Origin of the sequence: Massilia mucilaginosa, from assembly GCF_011682145.1 — a bacterium.
Classification (GTDB): domain Bacteria; phylum Pseudomonadota; class Gammaproteobacteria; order Burkholderiales; family Burkholderiaceae_D; genus Telluria_A; species Telluria_A mucilaginosa.
Map to the genome: position 1 here is coordinate 144,888 of NZ_WHJH01000006.1, position 22,928 is coordinate 167,815.

The window sequence follows — 22,928 nt, forward strand, 5'->3', positions numbered from 1 at the left end:
TCATGACAACCGCTTTGTTCAAACATGCCAGGGATTTCGCCAGTGCCGCATCCTGACGCGCGCCGCGTCACCGGCTCGTACCTGCAGCCGCTGCTCGAAGCGGCGCAGGCCCACGGCGTGGGTGCGGCCGCCCTGGCCGACGGCGCCGGCCTGCCCGCCGGTGCGCTCGACCGGCTTCCCGATTCGCTCGGCGCGGCCGACTACGTGCGCCTGCTGGCCGCCGGCGCCGAACTGGCGGGCGACCCGCATTTCGGCCTGCATGTGGGGGAACGGGTCAGGCTCGGTACTTATAGTGTGTATGGGTTGATTTTGCTGTCGTGCCGCGATTTCGGCCAGGCTTTCCAGCAGACCTTGCGCTACGAGCAGCTGGCGCACGACCTGGGACGCTCGGTGCTGCACCTCGATGGCGCGCAGGCGCAGTACGAATGGGTCAGCAACTATCCCGACGGCAGCCGCCACCTGATCGAAAGCGTCTTTGCCGGCATCCGCACCTTTACCACCTGGCTGGCCGGCACCGCCCTGCCCCTGCCGCACCTGGGCTTTACCCATGCGCAGCAGGCCGACGACGCCGAGTATGTACGCGTGTTCGGCGCGCTGCCGCGCTTTGGCGCAGCGGTCAACGCGGCCGGCTTCGACGCCCAACTGCTGGGCTGGCCGGTGCCGAATGCCGATGTGGGCCTGTACCCGGTGCTGCAGCAGCACGCCGAGCAGCTCCTGCGCGAGCGCAGCCGGCCCGACGATGGCGTGGTGGCGCGGGTGCATGCGGCGATCATCCGCAATCTGGCGCACGACCGCGTGCGGCTGGCCACGATTGCCGGGGAGCTGGCGCTGTCGCCGCGCACCCTGCAGCGCAAACTGAGCGAGGCCGGGGCCAGCTTCCAGCAGGTGCTGGACCAGGCGCGCTACGCGCTGGCCATGGATTACCTGCGCCAGGGCGGCCTGTCGCTGGTCGATATTGCGTTTTTGCTGGGCTACCAGGAGCAAAGCGCCTTCTCGCACGCCTTCAAGGAATGGTCCGGGGTAAATCCCGGAGCGTGGCGCGATAGCGGCAATTTGCGCCTATAATACGTCGCTGTTCCGATCTACGCTAACCCTGCGCTTCCTGCGCCAAAACCTGGCAACGCCGTGAATCCACATCTCGACAAACTGCACCCCTACCCTTTCGAAAAACTGCGCCAGTTGTTCGCGGGCGTGACCCCGAATCCGGACTACGCCGCCATCAGCCTCGGGATCGGCGAGCCGAAACACCCGACGCCGCCCTTCATCCAGAAGGCGCTGGCGCACGGTGTGGCGGGGCTGGCCAACTACCCGACCACGGCCGGCAGCGACGCTTTGCGCGGCGCTATCGCCGGCTGGCTGGAACGGCGCTACGGCGTGCCGGCCTTGAATCCGGCCACCCAGGTGCTGCCGGTGAACGGCTCGCGCGAGGCCCTGTTCGGGATCGCCCACTGCGTGATCGACGCATCGAAGCCGGCGCCGCTGATCGTCTGCCCCAACCCGTTCTATCAGATCTACGAGGGCGCGGCCTACCTGGCCGGGGCCGAGCCGTACTTCGTCAATTCGGAACCGGGCCGCAATTTCGGCTGCGACTACGCCAGCGTGCCGGCCGATATCTGGCCGCGCGTACAGTTGCTGTACCTGTGCACCCCGGGTAATCCGACCGGCGCCACCCTGTCGCTGGACGACTGGAAGCAGCTGTTCGCGCTGTCCGACCAGTACGGCTTCGTGATCGCCGCCGACGAATGCTATTCCGAGATTTACCACACCAGCGCAGCGCCCCTGGGCGCGCTGGAAGCGGCGCACCAGCTCGGACGCAGCGGCGGCGAGACGCCGTACGCCAAGCTGATCGTGTTTTCCAGCCTGTCCAAGCGCTCCAACGTGCCGGGCATGCGCTCGGGCTTCGTGGCGGGCGATGCGGCCGTGATCAAGAAGTTCCTGTTGTACCGCACCTACTGCGGCGGCGCCATGTCGCCACCGGTGCAGGCCGCGTCCATCGCCGCCTGGGGCGACGAAGCCCACGTCCAGGAAAACCGCGTCAAGTACCGCGAAAAATTCGCCCTGGTCACCCCGCTGCTCAAGGAAGTGATGGATGTGGAGCTGCCCGACGCCGGCTTTTACCTGTGGGCCGACGTGCGCCGCAGCGGCCTGTCGGACACCGAATTCGCGCGCCGTCTTTACGCGGAATATAATGTGACGGTCCTGCCGGGCAGCTATCTGGCGCGCGACGCGCGCGGCATCAACCCGGGCAGCAACCGCATTCGCATGGCCCTGGTCGCCGAAGTCGACGAAGGCGTCGAGGCGGCACAACGCATCGTCCAGTTTTGCAAGTCACTGAAGTCACATTGAAATCCGCCACACCACTTACTAAAAAACGATCATGACCCAACAACTCCAAAACATCATCGACACCGCCTGGGAACAGCGCGCCGAAATCAATCCATCGAACGGCACGGCCGAACTGCGCGAGGCAGTGGCCCACGTGATCGCCGGCCTGGACGACGGCAGCATGCGCGTGGCCCAAAAAACCGGTGCCGACTGGGTCGTCAACCAGTGGATCAAGAAAGCGGTGCTGCTCTCCTTCCGCCTCGAGAACAACAGCGTCATGACCTCCGACGGCACCATGCAGTTCTACGACAAGGTTCCGACCAAGTTCGCCAACTACACGGCCGACGATTTCGCGCGGGGCGGTTTCCGCGTGGTGCCGCCGGCGGTTGCGCGGCGCGGCAGCTTCATCGCCAAGAACGTGGTGCTGATGCCGTCCTACGTCAACATCGGCGCCTACGTCGATGAAGGCGCCATGGTCGACACCTGGGCCACGGTCGGTTCGTGCGCGCAGATCGGCAAGAACGTGCACCTGTCCGGCGGCGTCGGCATCGGCGGCGTGCTCGAACCGATGCAGGCCAATCCGACCATCATCGAAGACAACTGCTTCATCGGCGCCCGCTCCGAGATCGTCGAAGGCGTCATCGTCGAGGAAAACTCGGTCATTTCGATGGGCGTGTACATCGGCCAGTCGACCAAGATCTACGACCGCGCCACCGGCGAAGTGAGCTATGGCCGCGTGCCGGCCGGTTCGGTGGTCGTCTCGGGCAACCTGCCGTCGGCCGATGGAAGCTACAGCCTGTACTGCGCAGTCATCGTAAAACGTGTGGACGCCCAGACACGCTCGAAAACAGGTATCAACGAATTGCTTCGCGGTATCTGATACAGTAAAAGTCCAAACCAGGAGAAAAAAAATGGCAATGGACCGCTTGTTCCATCTGATGAAAGAAAAAAACGCGTCGGACATGTTCTTCGCGGTCAATTCGCCCGTCCACATCAAAATCAACGGCAACCTGATTCCCATCAACCAGCAAAAGCTGGAGCCGGAGAACATTTCCGCCCTGCTTGGCGAAATCTGCACCCAGGAGCAGATGGACGAGCTGATGCGTGAAAACGAGCTGAACATGGGTATTTCGGTTGCCAACCTGGGCCGTTTCCGTCTGTCGGCGTTCCGCCAGCGCGGCTCGATTTCGGCCGTGTTCCGCTTTGTCCCGGCGGTGATCCCGCCCCTCGCCGACCTCGGCCTGCCGCACGTGCTGGCCGACCTGATCATGGAAAAACGCGGTCTGCTGCTGCTGGTCGGCGCCACCGGCTCCGGCAAGTCGACCACCATCGCCTCGATGCTGGACCACCGCAACGAATTGCGCGCCGGCCACATCCTGACCCTGGAAGATCCGATCGAATACCTGTTCAAGAACAAGAAATCGATCGTCAACCAGCGCGAAATCGGCAGTGATGCCAACAGTTTCTATATCGCACTGCGCAATTCGATGCGCCAGGCGCCCGATTGCATCCTGATCGGCGAGATCCGCGACAAGGAAACCATGGCCGCGGCGCTGGCCTACGCCCAGTCCGGTCACCTGGTGCTGGCAACCTTGCACGCGAACAACTCGTACAACGCATTGAACCGGATCATCAGTTTCTATCCGATCGAAAACCGCCCGGCGCTGCTGCAGGATTTGTCGTCGGCGGTGAAAGCCATCGTGTCGCAGCGCCTGGTGCGTTCGGCGGCCGGCGGCACCCGCCAGGCAGCGGTGGAAATCATGGTCAACACGCGCTACATCGCCGACCTGATCGACAACGGCGAGATCGGCCAGATCAAGGAAGCGATGGAAAACAGCCTGTCGCCGGGTTCGCAGACCTTCGAATCGGCTTTGTACGAGCTGGTCAAGAGCGGCCTGATCACCCAGGAAGAAGGCCTGGCCAATGCCGACTCGGCAACCAATCTGTTGTGGCTTCTTAACAACGGTCCGGACGTGCGCGCCGCGAGTGCTCCCGAGGCGGCGCCCAAGCCGGTCGAGGAAGCGCCGTCGACGTCGTTCACCGAGTTCACGCTCAATACCTGATTCGGGCGGCGCTCGCCGCCTTCCCCTGTGCCGCCGGCCCTTGGGCCACGCGCAGGGTCTTCTCCCCGGCCACCGCGCTGTCAACGGTGCGCCTGTGGTATCCTCCCGGGTTCCCCAAGAATACTCAGGCAACCACGCCCGCACGCCGGGCGCGGATCGCCGCGCTCCTGATCGACCATGAAAAAAACCCTGTACGGCATTCCCAACTGCGACACCGTCAAAAAAGCCCGCACCTGGCTGACCGACCATGAGCAGGCATTCGACTTCCACGACTTCAAGAAGCAGGGACTCGAACGCGCGACCGTGGCCGCCTGGCTCGAAGAACTGGACTGGGAAGTGCTGGTCAACCGCAAGGGCACGACCTGGCGCAAGCTGCCCGACGAGCGCCGCGCGGCCATCGTCGACAAAGCCGGCGCGCTCGAACTGATGCTCGAACAGCCGTCCGTCATCAAGCGCCCGGTCCTGGCCGGCGCCGGCAAGCTGTCGGTCGGCTTTTCGGACGACCAGTACCGCCGGATTTTCTCACTATAAGAAACCAATGACTTTTTCCCGTACCCTCGCGCTGACCGAAAAACTGATCGCGCTGTCCTCGATCACGCCAGACGACAAAGGCTGCCAGCAGCACCTGATCGACCTGCTAGCGCCGCTCGGCTTCGCGTGCGAGACCATCGCGTCGAACGGCGTGACCAATCTGTGGGCGCGCAAGGGCACCGCCTCGCCGGTATTCGTCTTCGCCGGCCACACCGACGTGGTGCCGACCGGCCCGGTCGAACAATGGCAGTCACAGCCCTTCATTCCGACCCAGCGCGACGGCAAGCTGTATGGACGCGGCGCGGCCGACATGAAGACCTCGATCGCGGCCATGGTCGTCGCTTGCGAAGAATTCATCGCCGAACACCCGGAGCACACCGGCTCGATCGCCTTTTTGATCACCAGCGACGAGGAAGGCCCGGCCACCGACGGCACCGTGGTGGTCTGCCGCCTGCTGGAAGAACGCGGCGAGAAGATCGATTATTGCCTGGTGGGCGAGCCGACATCGGCCAACACCCTGGGCGACTTGATCAAGAACGGCCGGCGCGGTTCGCTGTCGGGCAAATTGGTCATCAAAGGCATCCAGGGCCACATCGCCTATCCGCAGCTGGCGAGAAATCCCATTCACCAGGGCGCGCCGGCGCTGGCCGAACTGGCCGCCGAGCAGTGGGATGCGGGCAATGAATACTACCTGCCGACGTCCTGGCAGATGTCGAACATTCACGCCGGCACGGGCGCCAACAACGTGATCCCGGGCGAAGTGGTCATCGACTTCAACTTCCGCTTCTCCACCGCCAGCACGGCCGATGGCCTGAAAGCGCGCGTGCATGCGATCCTCGACAGGCACGGCCTGGAATACGACCTGGCGTGGACCTTGTCCGGCCTGCCCTTCCTGACCCCGCGCGGCGCCTTGTCGGATGCGCTCTCAAGCGCCATTCTGTCCGAGACCGGCGTGACGACCGAATTATCGACCACGGGCGGGACCTCGGATGGGCGCTTCATCGCCCGCATCTGCCCGCAGGTGATAGAATTCGGCCCTCCGAATGCCAGCATCCACAAGATCGACGAGCACATCGACGTGCGTTTCATCGATCCGCTCAAGAATATCTATCGCCGCACACTCGACAACCTGCTGGCGCCTGCGCCGCACAACACATGACCCGAGAACAGCCATGACGACTACTCTGTTTACCACGCCGCGCGACCTGCTGCGCTATGCGATCACCCGTTTCAACGGCGCCAGGCTGTTTTTCGGCCACGGCAGCGCCGAAGCGCTGGACGAAGCGGCCTACCTGATTCTGCACACGCTCAAGCTCCCGCTCGACAAGCTCGACCCCTTCCTCGACGCGCGCCTGCTGCCGGACGAAGTGCTGCAGGTGCTGGCCGTGATCGAACGGCGTGCCAACGAGCGCGTGCCGGCCGCCTACATCACCAACGAAGCGTGGCTGGGCACCTATGCCTTCTACGTCGACGAGCGCGTGATCGTGCCGCGTTCCTTCATCCATGAACTGATCCCGCACCAGTTCAGCCCCTGGGTGGAAGATCCGTACGCGGTCGAGAACATCCTCGAACTGTGCACCGGGTCGGGCTGCCTGGCGATCATGATGGCCGACGCTTTCCCCGACAGCGTCGTCGACGCGGTCGATATTTCGACCGACGCGCTGGCCGTGGCCGAACGCAATATCCGCGAATACAAGCTCGAAGGCCGGGTCAACCCGATCGCCTCGGACCTGTACCAGAACGTCCCGTTCAAAAAGTACGACCTGATCATCTCCAACCCGCCGTACGTCAATTCGGCGTCGATGGCGTCGCTGCCGCCGGAGTACCTGCGCGAGCCGCAGATTGCGCTCGACGGCGGCGCCGACGGCATGGACCTGGTGCGCAAGATCGTCGCCGGGGCGGCTGAACGCCTGGCGCCGAACGGCATCCTGATGGTCGAAATCGGCAACGAGCGCGAGTACGCGGAAGCGGCCTTCGGCCACCTCGGCCTGACCTGGGTGACCACCAGCGCCGGCGACGACATGGTTTTCCTGCTCACCGCAGAGCAGTTGCAAGCACAGTAATCCCACTCATTACAAAAAGTAGAACATGATCCGTTTCCTGAACGTTAGTCTGATGCGCGGCACCAAGCCGCTGCTGGAAGGCGTCGACCTTACCCTCAACCCGGGCGATAAAATTGGCCTGATTGGTGCCAATGGCGCCGGCAAATCGAGCCTGTTCGGCATGCTGCGCGGCGAGCTGCACCCGGACCAGGGCGAGATCGATTTCCCCGCCAAATGGCGCATGGCGTACGTGGCCCAGGAAACGCCGCCGCTCGAACGCGCGGCGCTCGATTACGCGATCGACGGCGACGTCCACCTGCGCAAACTCGAAGCGGAACTGGCGCGCCTGGAATCGGAACCGGAATCGACCGAAAACGGCATCGCCATCGGCGACATCTACAGCGCGCTGGCCGATGCCGACGCCTACACGGTGCAGTCGCGCGGCGAACAGCTGCTGCTGGGCCTTGGCTTTTCGCTGTCGCAGATGCAGCAGCCGATCGCCAGTTTCTCGGGCGGCTGGCGCATGCGCCTGAACCTGGCGCAGGCGCTGATGTGCCCTTCCGACCTGCTGCTGCTCGATGAACCGACCAATCACCTGGATCTGGACGCGATCATCTGGCTGGAAGACTGGCTCAAACGCTACGCCGGCACCCTGATCATCATTTCCCACGATCGCGACTTCCTCGACGAAATCGTCAACGTCATCGTGCACATCGACGAGCGCAGGCTGAAACGCTACTCGGGCAACTACTCCGGTTTCGAACGCCAGCGCGCGGCCCAGATGATCCTGGCCGCCGGCGCCCTCGCCAAGCAGCAGCGCCAGCGTGCCCACCTCGAGTCGTTCGTGAACCGCTTCAAGGCGCAGGCCTCGAAAGCGCGCCAGGCCCAGAGCCGCATGAAGGCGCTGGAGAAAATGGAAGAATTGGCGCCCTTGCGCGCCGCCGCCGAATTCTCGTTCGAATTCCGCGAGCCGCTGGCGGCACCGAATCCGCTGCTGGTGATGGAAGACGTGGACGCCGGCTACCACATCCTCGACGAGCATGGCGACAAGGTCGGCGACAAGGTGATCGTCTCGAACATCAAATTCTCGCTGCAGATCGGCCAGCGCATTGGCCTCTTGGGTGTGAACGGCGCCGGCAAATCGACCCTGATCAAGACCATCGCCGGCGAACTGATGCCGCTGACGGGCGACGCCACGCTTGGCAAGGGCCTGTCGATCGGCTACTTCGCCCAGCACCAGGTGGAAATGCTGCGCCATGACGAGTCGCCGCTGTGGCACCTGGCAAAAATCGCGCCGACCGTGCGCGAGCAGGAACTGCGCAACTTCCTGGGCGGCTTTAACTTCCCCGGCAATATGGTCACCAGCCCGATCCGCCCGTTTTCCGGCGGCGAAAAGGCGCGCCTGGCGCTGGCCCTGATCGTCTGGCAGCGGCCGAATTTGCTGCTGCTCGATGAACCGACCAATCACCTGGATCTGGAAACCCGCGAAGCGCTGACCATGGCGCTGGCGCAGTTCGAAGGCACCCTGGTGGTGGTATCGCACGATCGCCATCTGCTGCGCGCCACCACCGACCAGTTCATCATCGTCGCCGACGGCAAGCTGCAGCCGTTCGACGGTGACCTGGACGACTACAAGGACTGGCTGTTCCAGACCAAGCTTGGCAAGGGCACCACCGTGCTGCCGGCGGCGGGCAAGGACAACAAGACCGCGTTCCCGGTGGCGGCGGCGGTTGCGGCGCCGGCCGCGCCGGTGGTCGACAAGAAGGACCAAAAGGAGCAGAAGCGCCAGGACGCTGAGCAGCGCCAGCGCACGGCGGCGCTGCGTAAACCTATCGAGGGCAAGATCAAGCGCCTGGAAGAGCAGATCGCCAAGCGCAACGAGCAGAAGGCCGACGTGGATGGGAAGCTCGGCGAAGCGAGCATCTATGAAGCGGCCAACAAGGCCAAGCTGAAAACGCTGCTGGCGGATCAGTCGTTCTACAAGAAGGACCTGGCGCAGCTGGAAGCGGAGTGGATGGAGTTGCAGGAGCAGTTGGAAGGCTTGGGCGCTTTAGCCTAATAGAGGCTGACGCTTCACGTTCAAGCCGCAGACCTTAAGACCGTCGCCCCCGCGCAGGCGGGGGCGACGGTGGTTTACGCGCGGCGCCATGCTAGGACGACGGTTACCACGGCCGCTTGCTCAAGGGGGACGGTTAATGTCACGCAGCCTTCTGCGCCCCGGCCACCGTCTCGCGCCGGATCGACATCAGCTTGTCGATATCGACCAGGATCAAGCGCCGTCCGTCGATTTCGCCAAGCCCCATCAGATAATCGCAGCCGCTGTCGCGGGTCATGCCCGGAATCGGCGTGATCTGGTCCGGATACATGCGCACCACGTCGGTCACCCCGTCCACCACCATCCCCATCACGCAGCTCGACAGTTGCAGGATGATCACGTCGGTCAGCGGGCCGGGCGAGGCGGCGCGCTCGTTGAAGGCCACCCGCATATCGACCAGCGGCATGATCACGCCGCGCGACACCGCCACGCCCTTGACGATCGCCCCTTCCGAGGCGAAACGCTCCAGTGACTGGAAGGTGCGCAGTTCCTTCACCTTGCGGCAATCCACCCCGTATTCCATGCCCGCCAGCTGAAAACTCAGGAACTCCATCTTGACGATGGGGGCGGTCTGCGTTGAAATCGTGTGCATGGTGGTCCTTTCGTCTTTGCGGGAGCTGCGGCATGGTCGCGAAACCTCATCGTAATGCGCGTGTGCAAGCGTCTCGTTGAGCGCGATCAAGGTTTGCGGCACTCTGGCTGCGCTTGCAATGCAACGGGAAGTCTTTACAATGGGGCGGCAATATTCCACGGGGATACGGCGAACTTGAAGGATGGACAATGTATCAATGGGTGAAGCGACTTTTTTCCGCTTCCGAGCCGGCGCCCGACGCGCCCGGCGCGGCGCAAGCGAACCAGCCACCAGCCGCCGCAGCCGCCAGCGGCGCGCCACGCGGATCGGCTGCCCCCTTATCGTTCGAGCAGCGCGACGGCGTCAACGGCACCTATTTCAGCTGGCTGTTCGAGAATGCCGAGGTCACTGGCCTGGACACCACGCCGCACGAAAACCAGGTGCTGGACGCGCTCACGGCCATCCTGGCATCGCAGCAGTCCGGCGCTGCGCTGGTGCGGCGCCTTCCCGGCCTGCTGCCGCAACTGCTGCAAAGCCTGCGCAGCGATAACTTCTCGGGCGCGCATCTCTCGCGCACCATCTCCAACGACGTGGTGCTGGTGGCGGCCGTGATCCGCATGGCCAATACCTCGTTCAAGGGCAGCGGCACCACCATCACCAGCGTCGAACACGCGGTCATGCTGATCGGCCAGGAGGGCTTGCGCCACCTGATTACCAGCGTCGCCTTCCGCCCCATCATCGACCTCAATTCCGGCCAGTACACACGCTTGCTGGCGCCGCGCATCTGGGACCAGTCCGAGCGCTGCGCGGTGGCCAACCGCATGCTGGCCGAAGACATGGGCGTCGATCCCTTCGAAGCCTTCCTCGCCGGCCTGGTGCAGAACGTGGGCCTGATCGTCACCCTGCGCATCATGGACCAGATGAGCCGTGGAGAAAAGGAACTGGGCTCGGAGATGTTCTGCGCGCGCCTGGTGCGCGACGCCCGCATCCTCACCTGCAGCATCGGACGCGAATGGAATTTTCCGGAGAGCGTGGTCACGGCCATCGGCGAGCAGGCCGGCATGCGCAAAGGCGTGGCGGTGTCGCCGCTGGGGCAACTGCTGACGCAATCCGATTACCTGAGCAAGGTGCGCATCCTGGTCGACAACGACCGCCTGGGACGCGACGATCCGGTGCTGTTCAAGGGATTGTCGGCGCAGGCCATGGCTTGCTACCGCACACTCGACGCGATCGAAGACGATGTCGTGGCGACGCCCGCGCTGGCCACGCCGGCGCCGGCGCCGTGAACGCAACGATCGATCCGGGCGAGGTGGAGTTTTCCGCCATCCGCGCCCAGGGGCCGGGCGGACAGAACGTGAACAAGGTCTCGTGCGCGGTGCACATGCGCTTCGATGTGGGCGCCTCGTCGCTGCCCGAGGCGATCAAGGAGCGCTTGCTGGCCCTGTCGGACCAGCGCATCACCCAGGCCGGCGTGGTGGTGCTCAAGGCGCAGCAGTCGCGCAGCCTGGAACAGAACAAGGAAGACGCGCTGCGCAGGTTGCAGGAGCTGGTCGACAGCGTGGCGGTGCTGCCCACGGTACGGCGCGCAACCAAGCCGACCAGGGGCTCGCAGCGCCGCCGGCTCGATTCGAAGACCAAAAGCGGGCAGACCAAGGCGATGCGGGGCAAGGTCAGCGAGTAGCGCGTCTCACGCCCCGCTCTTCCAATCGACCACCCCCGCCTCCCCCGCAAAAATCACCTCCCCTTCGGCGCGCTTGGTGCGCAGTTTGAGCTTGATGTCCTTGGCCGGCAGGTCGTAGATGCTGGTTCCGTCCGGGTTGTAGGTCATGGAGCGCACCACCGTCTCGCCCTCGATCCGCTTGACCTTCACCGAACTGACGCCGGCGCTGTCGACGCGCTGCCGCACCAGTTCCGCCACCAGGGCGGCGCCGGCCTGCTGCTCCGTTTCGGCCGCCTTCACGTCGAGCGACACCTTGGCGATCGCCTTCAGGGCCGGCCCCGCCGCCAGCGCCATCTTCTGGAACATCGGCACCTGCTCCTCGGTCAGGATCAACTCCTTCTTGCGCACCTTGGAGGCCAGCATGACGTACTTGCGCACTTCCGGCTCGTTGGTCATCGCTTCCATCTCGGCCTTGCGCCGCAGCGCCAGCGCGGCGAACTGCGCGACCCGCGCCGTCATCGCCGCGATCACCTCATCCAGGCGCGCGCTGTCGGGCTGCAGGGCGAAGATGTTCATCTCGCTCTGGCGGCGCGGCCCGGCGCTGTTGACCGTCACCGTGCGCGCCGCGATGGCGCAGCCCTCGGCCTGGCTGATCGTCACTTCCTCGCCCATGATCTCGCAGTTCACCGCATGCAGGATGGTCACGCGGGTGCCGGAAATGACGCAGCTCTCGGCGCGGTTGAGCACCACCTCGCCGGCGCTGGCCTGGATCACCGAGCCCGATGCCACGCCCTTGACGCGGATGCCGCCGCGCGCGTTATGCGCTGTGCCGCCGACCAGGTTGCGGTTCAACAGCACCATGCCGCCGCGCGAGATGATGTTCCCGAACACGTCGGCGTGGATCGTGATGCCCTCGCCTTCGACCACGCGCTTTTCCTGCACTTCGCCGAATTCCTCGAAGTCGCCGGTCAGTTTCAGGTTGCCTGTGGTGCGCGCGCTGACCCCATCGCGGCTGATGATCTTGTCGCCCACCGAAATCTGGCCGCTCTTGCTGTCCACGTTCAAAAAACCGGCGTGCTGCGCGACCAGGAACTCACCGTCGCCCGAGACCTCGACCGCCGTGCCCGGTCCGGCCATGGGCGTCACTTCGGTATCCTTGGGCACGGGCGGATCGATGCGCAATCCGGACAGCTCGAAACCCGGGGTGCCCGCCACGCGCGGCACCTTTTTCAGCAGCCGCACGCCCTTCTCGACCTGCGGAAAGCGGTTCTGGAACGCCATCAGATCGAGCTTGCCGTTGGCCAGTTGCAGCGGCGCGTCGCTGCGATGCAGGTCGCTGGTCACTTCGATCACATGGGCGTCACGCCCGGGACGCGCTTCGAGCACCTTGGCCACCACCACGCGCTCGGACTTGCCGGCATCGATAGCCTGGCGCACCGCCTCGACGTCGACCCCGAAACGGATCCCCTTGACCCACATGTCGGCGATGAATTCGTCGACATCGAGCCGTTCCAGATTGCCCGGTCCGTCCGGGTCGGCGGGGTCGGCCAGGTACACCGGCTCGAATAAATACTCGGCCTTGCCGCGGTTGATCTTGACCGCCTTGTAGAGCGGGCGCCGCAGCGGGCTGAAAGGCAGGATGGCGGAGGCCAGGCGGATGATCACGTGGCCGTCGGGGGACTTCGGCAACGCCGGACCGGCGCCGTAAATGGCCTTGATCAGCAGCGGATAGTCGAGGTCGACCAGATAACTGGTGGCGAAGATGCGGTCGATGGCGGCGCCGAAAGTCGTGCCGAGCACGCTCGGGTCGCCATACACGCCGTCGGGACGCTCGATAATGCAGTGGTCCAGCTCGGGCATCGCGGCACCCGGGCCGGCGGCCGCACGGGGCGAACTTGCGCCAGAAAATTCAATCGACAAGACGGCACTCCATTGCTGAGGCAAGCTTATACACCTGGCAAGTATATTTCGCTATTGGTAAGTTTTTTCTAGCGTAACAGGTTGTCTCACCCAAATAAACAATTGGATGCGCGAAACTGAACAAATGTAACAATTCGGGGAAAGGGGATGGAGCGAGGGAAAAACCGCGCGGTGCGGGAGCGGGCGCCGTGGCGCGCCCGGGAGAAGGTCAGCGGCGCGGCGCGTTCCGGTAGATGTCGACGCCGGCTTCGTTGATCTGGCGCCGCAGGTCGCGCCGCTCGTCGGGCGTCATGCGGCTACCGCTGCCGCGGCGGGACGCATCGGCACTCTGGGCGTTTTGCTCCTGCTGGGATTCCAGCCGGCGGCGATTGTCTTCGGCGCGCAGTTCAAACTGGCGCTGCTGCTGCTGGGCGCGCTGGGCGTCGGCGCTGCGCTGGGCATCGCGCTCCTTGTCGCCCGGATTGGCCTGTGCCACGGACAAGCCGGCGCAAGCGAACAGGCAGCACACAGCCACGCGACGGACGAACGCATGCCTGCAACGATCTGCGAGGGTGGCTGTCTTGGTTTTGGTGTGTGCGATATTCATGGTGATCCTCTTCCGCAGTGCCTGATAAACATATAAGCTTGACCTGCTACTGGACTCAGTGTATGACCATTTGCATGTGGGCATAAGCCGAATTGGGTAAAGTTTGTAACAGTATGTAATGACCTTCGCGCGTCATGTTCTATCGGGCGATAAGACGTTACCATAGCGATATGAATCTGACAAATCTGACAGCCAAATGAACACACCAGCCACGCCTATCTCAAGCAACAATACAACGCAGGCGAACGCCAATGGTCACGCCGCCAAGATTATGGTAGTCGACGACGATGTGCGCCTGCGCGACCTGCTGCGCCGCTATCTTACCGAACAAGGCTTTTCGGTGGTCACCGCCGAGAGCGCGCCGGCCATGAACAAGCTGTGGCTGCGCGAGCGCTACGACCTGCTGGTACTCGACCTGATGCTGCCTGGCGAAGACGGCCTGTCGATCTGCCGCCGCCTGCGCGGCGCCGGCGACCAGACCCCGATCATCATGCTCACCGCCAAAGGCGAAGACGTGGACCGCATCGTCGGCCTCGAAATGGGCGCGGACGACTACCTGCCAAAGCCCTTCAACCCGCGCGAACTGGTGGCGCGCATCAGCGCCGTCCTGCGCCGCAAGGGCCCGGACGAAATTCCGGGCGCGCCATCCGAAACGCCGCAGTCCTTCGAATTCGGCCAGTTCGTGCTGGACCTGGGAACGCGCACGCTGAAAAAGAATGGCGAGACGGTGCCGCTGACGACCGGCGAATTCTCGGTGCTCAAGGTGTTCGCACGCCATGCGCGCCAGCCGCTCTCGCGCGAAAAACTCATGGAACTGGCGCGCGGGCGCGAATACGAAGTGTTCGACCGCAGCCTGGACGTGCAGATTTCACGCCTGCGCAAGCTGATCGAACCGGATCCGTCCTCGCCGCTGTACATCCAGACCGTGTGGGGCCTGGGCTATGTGTTCATTCCTGAAGGCCAGCCAAGGTAGTGTTTGCGCGCGATTCGACCACGCCCGGCAGCACGCGCACGCGAATGAGCTGGCTCAGGAGCGGCCTGTTCTGGCGCACCTTCCTCCTCCTCAGCATCCTGACCACGGTCTCGATGGCCTCGTGGATCGGGATGATCAGCGCCGTGCAGCGCGGTCCGCAAGTCGAACAGACGGCCGACCTGGTCATCTCGGTCGTGACCATCACCAAAGCCGCCCTGACCCACTCCGCGCCCGAACTGCGGCGCGAGCTGCTGTTCGAATTGGTCAGCAACGAGGGCATCCGCATCTTCACGCTCGAGAGTTCCGACGCGGTCGACCCGCCGCCGGACAGCGCCCTGATGCCGGAAATCGAAGCCATCATCAAGTCCAAGCTGGGCGCCGACACGCGCTTTTCGAGCCGCGTGAACGGCACCGCCGGCTTCTGGATCAGTTTCAAGATCGACGACGACAGCTACTGGCTGATGCTCGAACGCGAACGCCTCGAAGGCCTGACCGGCGTGCAGTGGCTCGGCTGGGCCACGGTGGTGGGCGCCTTGTCGGTGGTGGGCGCGGCGCTCATTTCGAGCCTGGTCAACCTGCCGCTGGCGCGCCTGACGGCGGCCGCGCGCGCCATCGCCCAGGGCAAAAAACCGGACCGCCTGCCCGAAAAAGGCTCGAAAGAGATCATCGAGGCCAATCGCAGCTTCAACCAGATGGTGGAAGACTTGCAGCAGGTCGAATCGGACCGCGCGGTGATTTTGGCCGGCATTTCGCACGACCTGCGCACGCCGCTCACGCGCATGCAGCTCGAACTCGAAATGGCCAAGCTCAGTAACGAAGCGCGCGAGGGCTTGCAGTCCGATATCGGCCAGATGGACGCCATCATCGGCCAGTTCCTCGACTACGCCAAACCGACCGAGGCGGCCACGTTCGTGCCGGTCGACATCGGCGAGCTGTTGAAGGACACCGCGCGCGAAGCCGAGCGCATGCTCGACGTTCATGTGACGACCCACATCGAAGAAGGCGTGCACGTGATGGGCAACGCCACCGACCTGCGGCGCGTCTTCAACAACCTGGTGGAGAACGCGCGCCGCTACGGCAAGACCGCCGGCAGCGACTTCACCGAACTCGATATCTCGTGCCGCATCAAGCCGCACGGCCTGGGCAAGCGCGTCGTGATCGACGTGCAGGACCACGGCCAGGGCGTGCCGGACGACCATATCGAACTGCTGCTCAAGCCCTTCACGCGCATGGACAGCGCGCGCGGACAGGCCAACGGCGCCGGGCTCGGACTGGCGATCGTGGAACGGGTGGTCTTGCGCCACAACGCCGAACTCCAGGTCAGCAACCGCGAAGGCGGCGGCCTGCGCATCGCGCTGGTGATGCCGCTGGCGAACTGACCTCAACGCAGGGTGTAGTTCTCGCTGTCGAAACGGCGTGTGGCCCAGCGGTAGGCAAAGGTAAAGCCCGGCCAGATGGCGTAATTGCGGCCCTGACCATCGAGGTACCAGTTCTTGCAGCCGCTGCTCCACACGCCGCCGCGCAGCCTGCGCCGCAGCTTGTCGTTCCAGGCGCGCTGCGCCTCTTCCTTCACCTCGACCGACAGCAGCTTGCGCGCGCGGATGGTCTTGATGGCGTCGACCGCGTAGTTCACGGCGGCCTCGATCATGTAGATCATCGAACTGTGGCCCAGGCCCGTGTTCGGCCCGACAATCGTGAAGTAGTTGGGAAAGCCGGCCACCGTGCAGCCCTTGTAGGCTTCCAGGCTGTCGGCGAACATGCGCTTGCCGGCGCGTCCGCGCACATCGACGGCATTGAGCACGCGCTCGACCTCGAACCCGGTGGCGAAGATGATCACGTCGGCCGCCCGTTCGGCGCCGCCGGCGGTGGCGATGGCGCTGGCGCCGACCTGGCTGATGCTGTCCGTGACCAGCTGCACGTTGGGGCGCGTCAGGGCCGGATAAAAATCGTTCGCCATCAGCACGCGCTTGCAGCCCATCTTGTAGGCCGGCGTGAGCTGGCGCCGCAGCAGCGGATCGGCGATCTGGCGCGCCAGATGCCGCCGCGCCACCCACTGGGGCAGCGCCAGCAGGCGCGGCGTGTACAGGAACAGCGGCGCGCGCGATTCGTACAGCAGATAGTTCAGCGCGCGGTAGGCGAGCCGCAGCGGCGCCACGCGCGCCAGCAGCGCGCGCTCGCGCGGGCCGATCATGCGGTCCGGACGCGGCATGATCCATTGCGGCGTGCGCTGATAGACGTCGAGCTGCGCCACAAGCGGCGCAATCCGCGGAATGAACTGGATCGCACTGGCGCCGTTGCCGATGACGGCCACGCGCTTGCCGCGCAAATCGACCGCGTGATCCCAGCGGCTGGAGTGAAAACTGGCGCCCGCAAAGCCGTCCAGTCCCGGCAGGGCCGGCATGGCTGCGCGGCTCAGGGCACCGGGCGCGCTGATGACCGAGCGGGTGGTCAGCGCGCCGGCGCTGGTGCGCACCAGCCAGTAGCCGCCCTCCTCGTCGAACTGCGCGCCGTCGAACGCGGTGCCCAGGCGCAGGTGCGGCGCCAGGCCGAAGTCGCGCACCACCGAACGGGTGTAGGCCAGCAGTTCATCCTGGCCGGCGAAACGGCGCGTCCAGCGCGCATTGGGCGCGAACGAGAACGAATACAGATGGCTGGGAATGTCGACCGCGCAGCCGGGATAGGTGTTTACCCACCAGGTGCCGCCGAAGTCCTTGTCCTTTTCGAGGATGACGAAGTTGTCGATGCCGGCCTGCTTGAGCCGCACCCCGGCGCACAGGCCGCCGAAGCCGCTGCCGATGACGATGACCTCGAACTCGGGCGCGGCCATCAGGTGCGCACCACGTAGTTGCCGATGTCGAAACGGCGCGTGGCCCAGCGATAGGTGAAGGTAAAGCCCGGCCAGGCCGCGTAATTGCGCCCGCGCCCATCGAGGTACCAGCTCTTGCAGCCGCTGTTCCAGATCGTGCCGCGCAGCTTGCGCTGGACCTTTGCCACAAAGTCGCGCTGCACCTCCGCCTTGACCTCGACCGAGTGCAGGCCCCGCGCACGGATCGCCTTGACGGCCTCGACCACGTAGTTCACGCTCGACTCGATCATGTAGATCATCGAATTGTGACCCAGCCCGCTATTCGGCCCGGTGACGGTGAAGTAGTTCGGAAAGCCGGCCACGGCGCAGCCCTTGTAGCAGTCCTGGTCATGCTCGAACAGGCGCTTGCCGCCGCGCCCGCGCACCTCGACGGCACCGGGCGCGTGCCCCACATGAAAGCCGGTCGCGTAGATCAACACATCGACCGCTCGCTCGCCGCCGTCGGCATCGACGATGCTGTTGGCGCGCACCTGCGCCACCGCGCTGGTGACCAGGCTGACGTTGGGGCGCGTGAGCGCCGGGTAGTAGCCGCTCATGACCAGCACCCGCTTGCAGCCCATGGTGTAGCCGGGCGTGAGCTGGCGCCGCAGCAGCGGATCGGTCACCTGGCGGTGCAGGTGGCGCAGGCCGACCGCCTGCGCGAGGCGGAACAGGCGCGGGAAAAACACGTACAGCGGCGCGTTGATTTCATACAGGGTGTAGTTGAAGGCGCGGTACAAGAGGCGGATCGGCGCGATCCTGGCCAGCAGCGAACGTTCGCGCGGGCCGATGGCGCGGTCGTGGCGCGGCACGATCCACTGCGCGGTGCGCTGGTACACATCGAGCTGCGCGACGATGGGCGCAATCTTCGGGATGAACTGGATCGCGCTGGCGCCGTTGCCGATCACCGCCACGCGCTTGCCGCGCAGGTCCACGTCGTGGTTCCAGCGGCTCGAATGAAACGCCGTGCCGGCAAACGTGTCGATGCCGGGCAAGGCCGGTATCGCCGCGCGGTTCATCGCGCCCAGGGCCGAGACCACGCTCTTGGCGCTGATTGGCCCGGCGCTGGTGCGCACCTGCCAGTAGCCGCCCTCCTCCTCGAACTGCGCGCCTTCGTAGGCGACCCCGAGGCGCAGGTGCGGCCCAAGGCCGAAATCGCGCACGATGGCGCGCGTGTAGTCGAGCAGTTCGGACTGGCTGGCCAGGCGGCGCGTCCAGTGCGGGTTGGGCGCGAACGAAAACGAATACACCTGGCTGGGAATGTCGACCGCGCAGCCGGGATAGGTGTTGACTTGCCAGGTGCCGCCGAACTGCGCGTCTTTTTCGAGGATGACAAAATTGTCGATGCCGGCCTGCTTGAGCTTCACGGCGGCGCACAGGCCACCGAAGCCGCTGCCGATGACGACCACCTCGAACTGCGGTGCGGTCATCGGTTGGGCACACGCGTTTGCAGCAGCTCGGCCCTGAAGCGCGGTTTGCCGTCGCGCTCTAACACATAACTGAGTTTGCGCCCGTCCGGCGAGACCGAGAGCGTCCAGACGTTGGTGGCGGCGGCGGGAATCAGCCTGGCCGTGTAAGCGTCGGCGCGAAACATCTGGGCGATGGCGCTGCCGTCGCTGCCGGCGGCGCCGCCGTACATGGTTTGTTCGTCGGGCGAGCCGTCGGCGTGGCGGTGGTCGTGCTGCAGGGTCAGGCCGGACGGGGTGCGGGTGACGATCCAGGTGCGCGAGGCGTCCTCGCCGACGACGAAGGGAATCCGGATCTCGCTGGCGTTGCAGGCGCTGACGGTGGCGACCAGCTTCTTGCCGGCGAAGGCCTCGCCGCCGTCATCGGGCGCGACCGACGCGCCTGCGTAGACGGCGCCGCAGAGTTTGCCGAGGTTGGCGAAAAAAGCGTCGCGCGCGTCGCTGGCGGGGGCCGCGCGGCAGGGCAGCGCCAGCAAGCCGGCCAGGACGATGGCAGTGGTGCGCAGGATCATGAAGCTCGCTCTCGTGTGGTGTTGGTGGCGATGACGATAGGCCCGGGCCACGCAAATGTCAACGTTTTGCAAAGGTAACGCTATGCGCGAATTCGCACATACATGCACTTATGCAAGCTGTATAACAGTGAGACACTATTCGATACCAGGAGAAGAAGATGATGAAAAAACTGATAATTGCCGCCCTGATCGCCGGCTCGCTCGGCAGCGTTGCCGCTCCCGCCATCTCGGCGGTGATCATCGTGCGCGAAGCGCCGCCCGAGCCGCGTGCCGAACGCATGCCGGCGCCACGCCGCGGTTATGTATGGGCACCCGGACACTGGGACTGGCGCAACAATCACCACGTCTGGGTGCGCGGCACCTGGATTCGCGACCGCAAGGGCTACCATTACACCGCGCCGGCCTGGCAGGAGCGTGATGGACGCTGGGAAATGCAGCGCGGTAACTGGGCACGCGGACAGCGCGACAATGATGGCGACGGCGTACCGAATCGTCGCGACGAGCGCCCCAACAATCCGAATCGCCAGTAATTGATTGTCCGCGCGGGAGGCAATGCCCCCCTGCGCGGCGGCGGCGGCTTGCAAGGCCTGCTTCAGGCCGGAGAAGCCTGTCCGCCGCATTGCATGACCAGATAATCGCGTACGGCGCGCACATCGGTAAACGGCATTTCCCCGATCACCTGGCGGATATGCCGTAGCGCATCCCACAAAAATTCATAGTGTCCCTCGTTCACCGGAACCAGGCTGTACACGCCCGTGGTGGTGGTGAACAAATGCCGCTCGTTGGGCACGAGGAAGGCCGGCATCAGCGGCGCCCCCTCATCATCCCAAAAACGCCACAAGCTTGCCTCGACATCGACCGCGTCGCAGTAGACGGACGCTGTCAGCGCGTCTGGGAAGACGAGCAGCGAACATTCTTCGGTATCGGCGGCAAAGATCATGATGTCCTCGTGGGCGCGGGTTGCCGCATTTTTTAGCAGCATCGATTCCTCAACCGTAACACATAAAACAACATTGCGCGACTGCCTGACCCGCAATTGAAACGGCCCTGCGAAGCGCCCCTGCGCAAGCCTGCCGCCAGCGGCCGCGCTGATAGCCGTCGCTACCCGTCGAGCGCCTTGCGCACCTCGGCCACATCATCCGGGCGCACCACGCGCGCGACCTCTTTGCCATCCTTGACCACGATGACCGTCGGCCACAGCTTGACCTTGAACGAGCGGCCCAGCTTGCGGCCGCTGCCGTCCTCGACCTTGATATGGCGCGCGTCGGGCGCGGCGGCAAGCGCCTGTTCGATCAGCGGCGCCGCCGCGCGGCAATGGCCGCACCAGTCGGTGCCGAAGTCCAGCACCACCACGCCGGGCGTGGCATCGATCTCGCTGCGTTCCGGCTGCGCCGGGGAATAGGGTGTGCTCATGCGGATGCTCCTGAGGTCATTCGCATCAGCCTACCGCAAAACCCCGCACCGGGCTGCACGACTCACAAGTTTGAATTGGAAACATTGCCAAGAACCAATTAGAGGTCTACAATAAACCCTTTCATAGGTAGGGTTATCATGGCTATCGAACTGTTCAATAATGGCAAGCACATCTGCCTGATGTTCTCCGATCTGGTCGACGAAGGCGAGGCCTCGGTCCAGTCGAACCAGTTTTTGATTGTCCAGGATGGCACCGGCATCCTGCTCGACCCGGGCGGGGTGCTGACCTACAACGATCTGTACATTGGAATGAGCAAGTATTTTCCACCAAAACAGCTCCGCTATGTATTCGCTTCGCACGCCGACCCCGATATCATCGCCTCGCTGCCGCGCTGGCTGGCAGGTTCCGATACCAAGCTGCTGATCTCGTCGATCTGGTCGCGCTTCGTGCCGCACTTTTGCGCGCAGGGCAAAACCGAGGGCCGCATCATCGCGATTCCGGACGAAGGCAGTCTTTTGCCGCTGGGCGACACCGAATTCCAGATCCTGCCGGCCCACTTTCTGCATGCGGAAGGCAACTTCCAGTTTTACGATCCGGTCAGCCGCATTTTGTTCTCGGGCGACATGGGCGCGTCAATGCTGCCGGAAGGCCAGGCAATGGGCCCGGTGCAGGATTTCGACAAGCATCTGCCCTACATGCACGGTTTTCACTCGCGCTACATGGTCTCGAACAAAGTCTGCCGCTACTGGGTCGAGATGGTGCGCAAGCTCGATCCGGAATGGATGGTGCCGCAGCACGGCGCGCCGTTCAAGGGCCGCGACATGATCGGGCGCTTCCTCGACTGGATTGAATCCCTGCCCTGCGGCGTCGATCTGATGACCCAGGAAATGTACCAGGCGCCGCGCAAGATCACCATCAGCCTTTGATTATTGCCCAATAAAAATATTTTTTGAAACAACAGGATTGCCGAAGTAGTATCGTACTTACACAGCAGGGGAAGCGTGCCGGTCTTCCTGCCGTGCAATGTCGATCGTTCACTGATCCGCCGTGCACCTTGCGCGGCGGCAGTCACTTTGGGAGTCACTCTGGTAATGCACATTCAAACATGGCTTGTTGCCGCTTGCAGTCTGCTGCTTGCTCAATCGTCGTTCGCCCAGCAAAAACCGTCCCAGCCCCCTCCTTCGCAACATCCCCTGCTGCTGATCGGCGCCTCGTTTGCCGAAGGTAAAACGCCCTACCACGGCGCCGATGCGCCGCTCGGCGGCGTTGCCGTCGGCTTCGGCAATTACCTCAGCCTGGGGCAGGCGCTGACCCGCCACCGCAAACTGCCCGGCTATGTGATCAACGAGGCGCAGGCCGGCGCGGGCACCTTTGCGCACCCGTTCTGCGCGCCCGGCGCCGCCACCTGCGGACCGGCCGGCTGGGACAGCTACCAGACCCAGCTCGACCGTGCGCTCTCGCGCGTGGCCATGCCGCCGACCTTCAGCCAGCACACGGCCAGCTACGTTGTCGTGACCACCGCCAACGATTGCCTGCACGCCGACGCGGCCGGCGTGCCGCAGTCGGAATCGCAGCCCTGCACGCTCAATGACATGAACGCGAGCGTCGACCGCCTCGTCGCCGTGGGCAAATTTGCGCTGGCAAAAGGACTCACGCCGATCTTCGACATCCCTCCACAGTATGACAATCTGGACCTGCCGAAGTTCCAGGCCGCGTTCGGCCTGGCGTGGGTGATCGGCGAATCCGATTACAAGCAGCTGCGGACCCTGAGCAGCACGCGCCTCAAGGCCGAGCTGCCGGGCGCGATCGTGCTCGATATCTGGAAGGATTACACGCACATCGGCGATGGCATTCATCCGGATGTCGCCAGCGCCGAGAAAGCGGCCGATGTGATCGCCAGGCACTTGCGCACGCTCGACCGCTAA

General features: G+C 64.4%; 23 protein-coding genes. 15 read left to right on the forward strand and 8 right to left on the reverse strand.

Features of this window, described 5'->3' with window-relative positions; genetic code table 11:
- Positions 1–24 precede the first annotated feature (24 nt).
- From F2P45_RS08360 to F2P45_RS08395, 8 genes are all read left to right on the forward strand, one after another.
- Entirely contained in the window at positions 25–1,065 is a 1,041-nt protein-coding gene (locus tag F2P45_RS08360) for an AraC family transcriptional regulator (protein WP_166872715.1), read from the forward strand.
- Between the two features lie 60 nt (positions 1,066–1,125).
- Positions 1,126–2,346, forward strand: a complete 1,221-nt coding sequence (gene dapC, locus F2P45_RS08365) for a succinyldiaminopimelate transaminase (protein ID WP_166872718.1) — start codon at positions 1,126–1,128, stop codon at positions 2,344–2,346.
- A gap of 31 nt (positions 2,347–2,377) precedes the next feature.
- The gene (gene dapD, locus F2P45_RS08370; RefSeq protein WP_166872721.1) at positions 2,378–3,205 is read left to right on the forward strand and encodes a 2,3,4,5-tetrahydropyridine-2,6-dicarboxylate N-succinyltransferase; all 828 of its coding nucleotides are present in this window, start codon (positions 2,378–2,380) and stop codon (positions 3,203–3,205) included.
- 31 nt (positions 3,206–3,236) lie between these two features.
- Positions 3,237–4,388, forward strand: coding sequence for a PilT/PilU family type 4a pilus ATPase (locus tag F2P45_RS08375; protein ID WP_166872724.1), 1,152 nt, complete (start codon positions 3,237–3,239; stop codon positions 4,386–4,388).
- Positions 4,389–4,565: 177 nt separating this feature from the next.
- Positions 4,566–4,919 carry an ArsC family reductase gene (locus F2P45_RS08380; RefSeq protein WP_166872727.1) on the forward strand — a complete coding sequence of 118 codons (354 nt, stop codon included), beginning with the start codon at positions 4,566–4,568 and terminating at the stop codon, positions 4,917–4,919.
- A gap of 7 nt (positions 4,920–4,926) precedes the next feature.
- Positions 4,927–6,078, forward strand: a complete 1,152-nt coding sequence (dapE, locus tag F2P45_RS08385) for a succinyl-diaminopimelate desuccinylase (protein WP_166872730.1) — start codon at positions 4,927–4,929, stop codon at positions 6,076–6,078.
- A 13-nt stretch (positions 6,079–6,091) separates the two neighbouring features.
- Complete coding sequence (gene prmB, locus F2P45_RS08390; RefSeq protein WP_166872733.1) at positions 6,092–6,982, forward strand: 50S ribosomal protein L3 N(5)-glutamine methyltransferase; 891 nt, start codon at positions 6,092–6,094, stop codon at positions 6,980–6,982.
- Positions 6,983–7,007: 25 nt separating this feature from the next.
- On the forward strand, positions 7,008–9,020 hold the full coding sequence (locus F2P45_RS08395) for an ATP-binding cassette domain-containing protein (protein WP_166872736.1): 2,013 nt from the start codon (positions 7,008–7,010) through the stop codon (positions 9,018–9,020).
- Between the two features lie 139 nt (positions 9,021–9,159).
- On the opposite strand, the gene F2P45_RS08400 is transcribed toward F2P45_RS08395, so the two are convergent.
- The gene (locus F2P45_RS08400; RefSeq protein WP_166872739.1) at positions 9,160–9,648 is read right to left on the reverse strand and encodes a chemotaxis protein CheW; all 489 of its coding nucleotides are present in this window, start codon (positions 9,646–9,648) and stop codon (positions 9,160–9,162) included.
- Between the two features lie 200 nt (positions 9,649–9,848).
- Between F2P45_RS08400 and F2P45_RS08405 the strand changes: the two genes are divergently transcribed.
- On the forward strand, positions 9,849–10,913 hold the full coding sequence (locus F2P45_RS08405; protein WP_370663220.1) for an HDOD domain-containing protein: 1,065 nt from the start codon (positions 9,849–9,851) through the stop codon (positions 10,911–10,913).
- Positions 10,910–11,308, forward strand: coding sequence for an alternative ribosome rescue aminoacyl-tRNA hydrolase ArfB (gene arfB, locus F2P45_RS08410; protein ID WP_166872744.1), 399 nt, complete (start codon positions 10,910–10,912; stop codon positions 11,306–11,308). The genes F2P45_RS08405 and arfB overlap by 4 nt, the downstream gene beginning before the upstream one ends.
- A gap of 6 nt (positions 11,309–11,314) precedes the next feature.
- Here arfB and F2P45_RS08415 read toward each other — a convergent pair whose 3' ends face one another.
- Together F2P45_RS08415 and F2P45_RS08420 are read right to left on the reverse strand one after the other, a co-directional pair.
- A complete protein-coding gene (locus F2P45_RS08415; protein WP_166872748.1) occupies positions 11,315–13,207 on the reverse strand; it encodes a flagellar assembly protein A in 1,893 nt (630 codons plus the stop codon).
- A gap of 208 nt (positions 13,208–13,415) precedes the next feature.
- Entirely contained in the window at positions 13,416–13,793 is a 378-nt protein-coding gene (locus F2P45_RS08420) for a hypothetical protein (protein WP_229504972.1), read from the reverse strand.
- Positions 13,794–14,064: 271 nt separating this feature from the next.
- Here F2P45_RS08420 and ompR point away from each other — a divergent pair, with 271 nt between their 5' ends.
- Both ompR and F2P45_RS08430 read left to right on the forward strand, forming a co-directional pair.
- Positions 14,065–14,766, forward strand: a complete 702-nt coding sequence (gene ompR, locus F2P45_RS08425; RefSeq protein ID WP_229421903.1) for an osmolarity response regulator transcription factor OmpR — start codon at positions 14,065–14,067, stop codon at positions 14,764–14,766.
- Positions 14,767–14,810: 44 nt separating this feature from the next.
- Positions 14,811–16,145 carry a sensor histidine kinase family protein gene (locus tag F2P45_RS08430; protein WP_166872892.1) on the forward strand — a complete coding sequence of 445 codons (1,335 nt, stop codon included), beginning with the start codon at positions 14,811–14,813 and terminating at the stop codon, positions 16,143–16,145.
- Positions 16,146–16,147: 2 nt separating this feature from the next.
- Here the strand turns inward: F2P45_RS08430 and F2P45_RS08435 are convergent, their stop codons facing one another.
- Genes F2P45_RS08435 through F2P45_RS08445 form a run of 3 tightly spaced genes read right to left on the reverse strand, consistent with a single transcriptional unit; the run spans position 16,148 to position 19,589 of the window.
- Positions 16,148–17,593 (reverse strand): flavin-containing monooxygenase, encoded by a 1,446-nt coding sequence (locus tag F2P45_RS08435; RefSeq protein ID WP_166872755.1) that lies wholly within the window; start codon positions 17,591–17,593, stop codon positions 16,148–16,150.
- Entirely contained in the window at positions 17,593–19,041 is a 1,449-nt protein-coding gene (locus tag F2P45_RS08440) for a flavin-containing monooxygenase (protein WP_166872758.1), read from the reverse strand. The genes F2P45_RS08435 and F2P45_RS08440 overlap by 1 nt, the downstream gene beginning before the upstream one ends.
- Positions 19,038–19,589, reverse strand: a complete 552-nt coding sequence (locus tag F2P45_RS08445) for a TolB-like translocation protein (protein WP_166872761.1) — start codon at positions 19,587–19,589, stop codon at positions 19,038–19,040. The genes F2P45_RS08440 and F2P45_RS08445 overlap by 4 nt, the downstream gene beginning before the upstream one ends.
- A gap of 161 nt (positions 19,590–19,750) precedes the next feature.
- On the opposite strand from F2P45_RS08445, the gene F2P45_RS08450 reads away from it, so the two are divergent.
- Entirely contained in the window at positions 19,751–20,119 is a 369-nt protein-coding gene (locus F2P45_RS08450) for a YXWGXW repeat-containing protein (RefSeq protein ID WP_166872764.1), read from the forward strand.
- Positions 20,120–20,181: 62 nt separating this feature from the next.
- On the opposite strand, the gene F2P45_RS08455 is transcribed toward F2P45_RS08450, so the two are convergent.
- Together F2P45_RS08455 and F2P45_RS08460 are read right to left on the reverse strand one after the other, a co-directional pair.
- On the reverse strand, positions 20,182–20,571 hold the full coding sequence (locus F2P45_RS08455) for a hypothetical protein (protein WP_166872767.1): 390 nt from the start codon (positions 20,569–20,571) through the stop codon (positions 20,182–20,184).
- A gap of 119 nt (positions 20,572–20,690) precedes the next feature.
- Positions 20,691–21,008, reverse strand: coding sequence for a thioredoxin family protein (locus tag F2P45_RS08460; protein WP_370663223.1), 318 nt, complete (start codon positions 21,006–21,008; stop codon positions 20,691–20,693).
- Between the two features lie 132 nt (positions 21,009–21,140).
- Between F2P45_RS08460 and F2P45_RS08465 the strand changes: the two genes are divergently transcribed.
- Complete coding sequence (locus tag F2P45_RS08465; RefSeq protein WP_166872773.1) at positions 21,141–21,929, forward strand: oxygen-binding di-iron domain-containing protein; 789 nt, start codon at positions 21,141–21,143, stop codon at positions 21,927–21,929.
- Positions 21,930–22,094: 165 nt separating this feature from the next.
- Positions 22,095–22,928 carry an SGNH/GDSL hydrolase family protein gene (locus F2P45_RS08470; RefSeq protein ID WP_166872776.1) on the forward strand — a complete coding sequence of 278 codons (834 nt, stop codon included), beginning with the start codon at positions 22,095–22,097 and terminating at the stop codon, positions 22,926–22,928.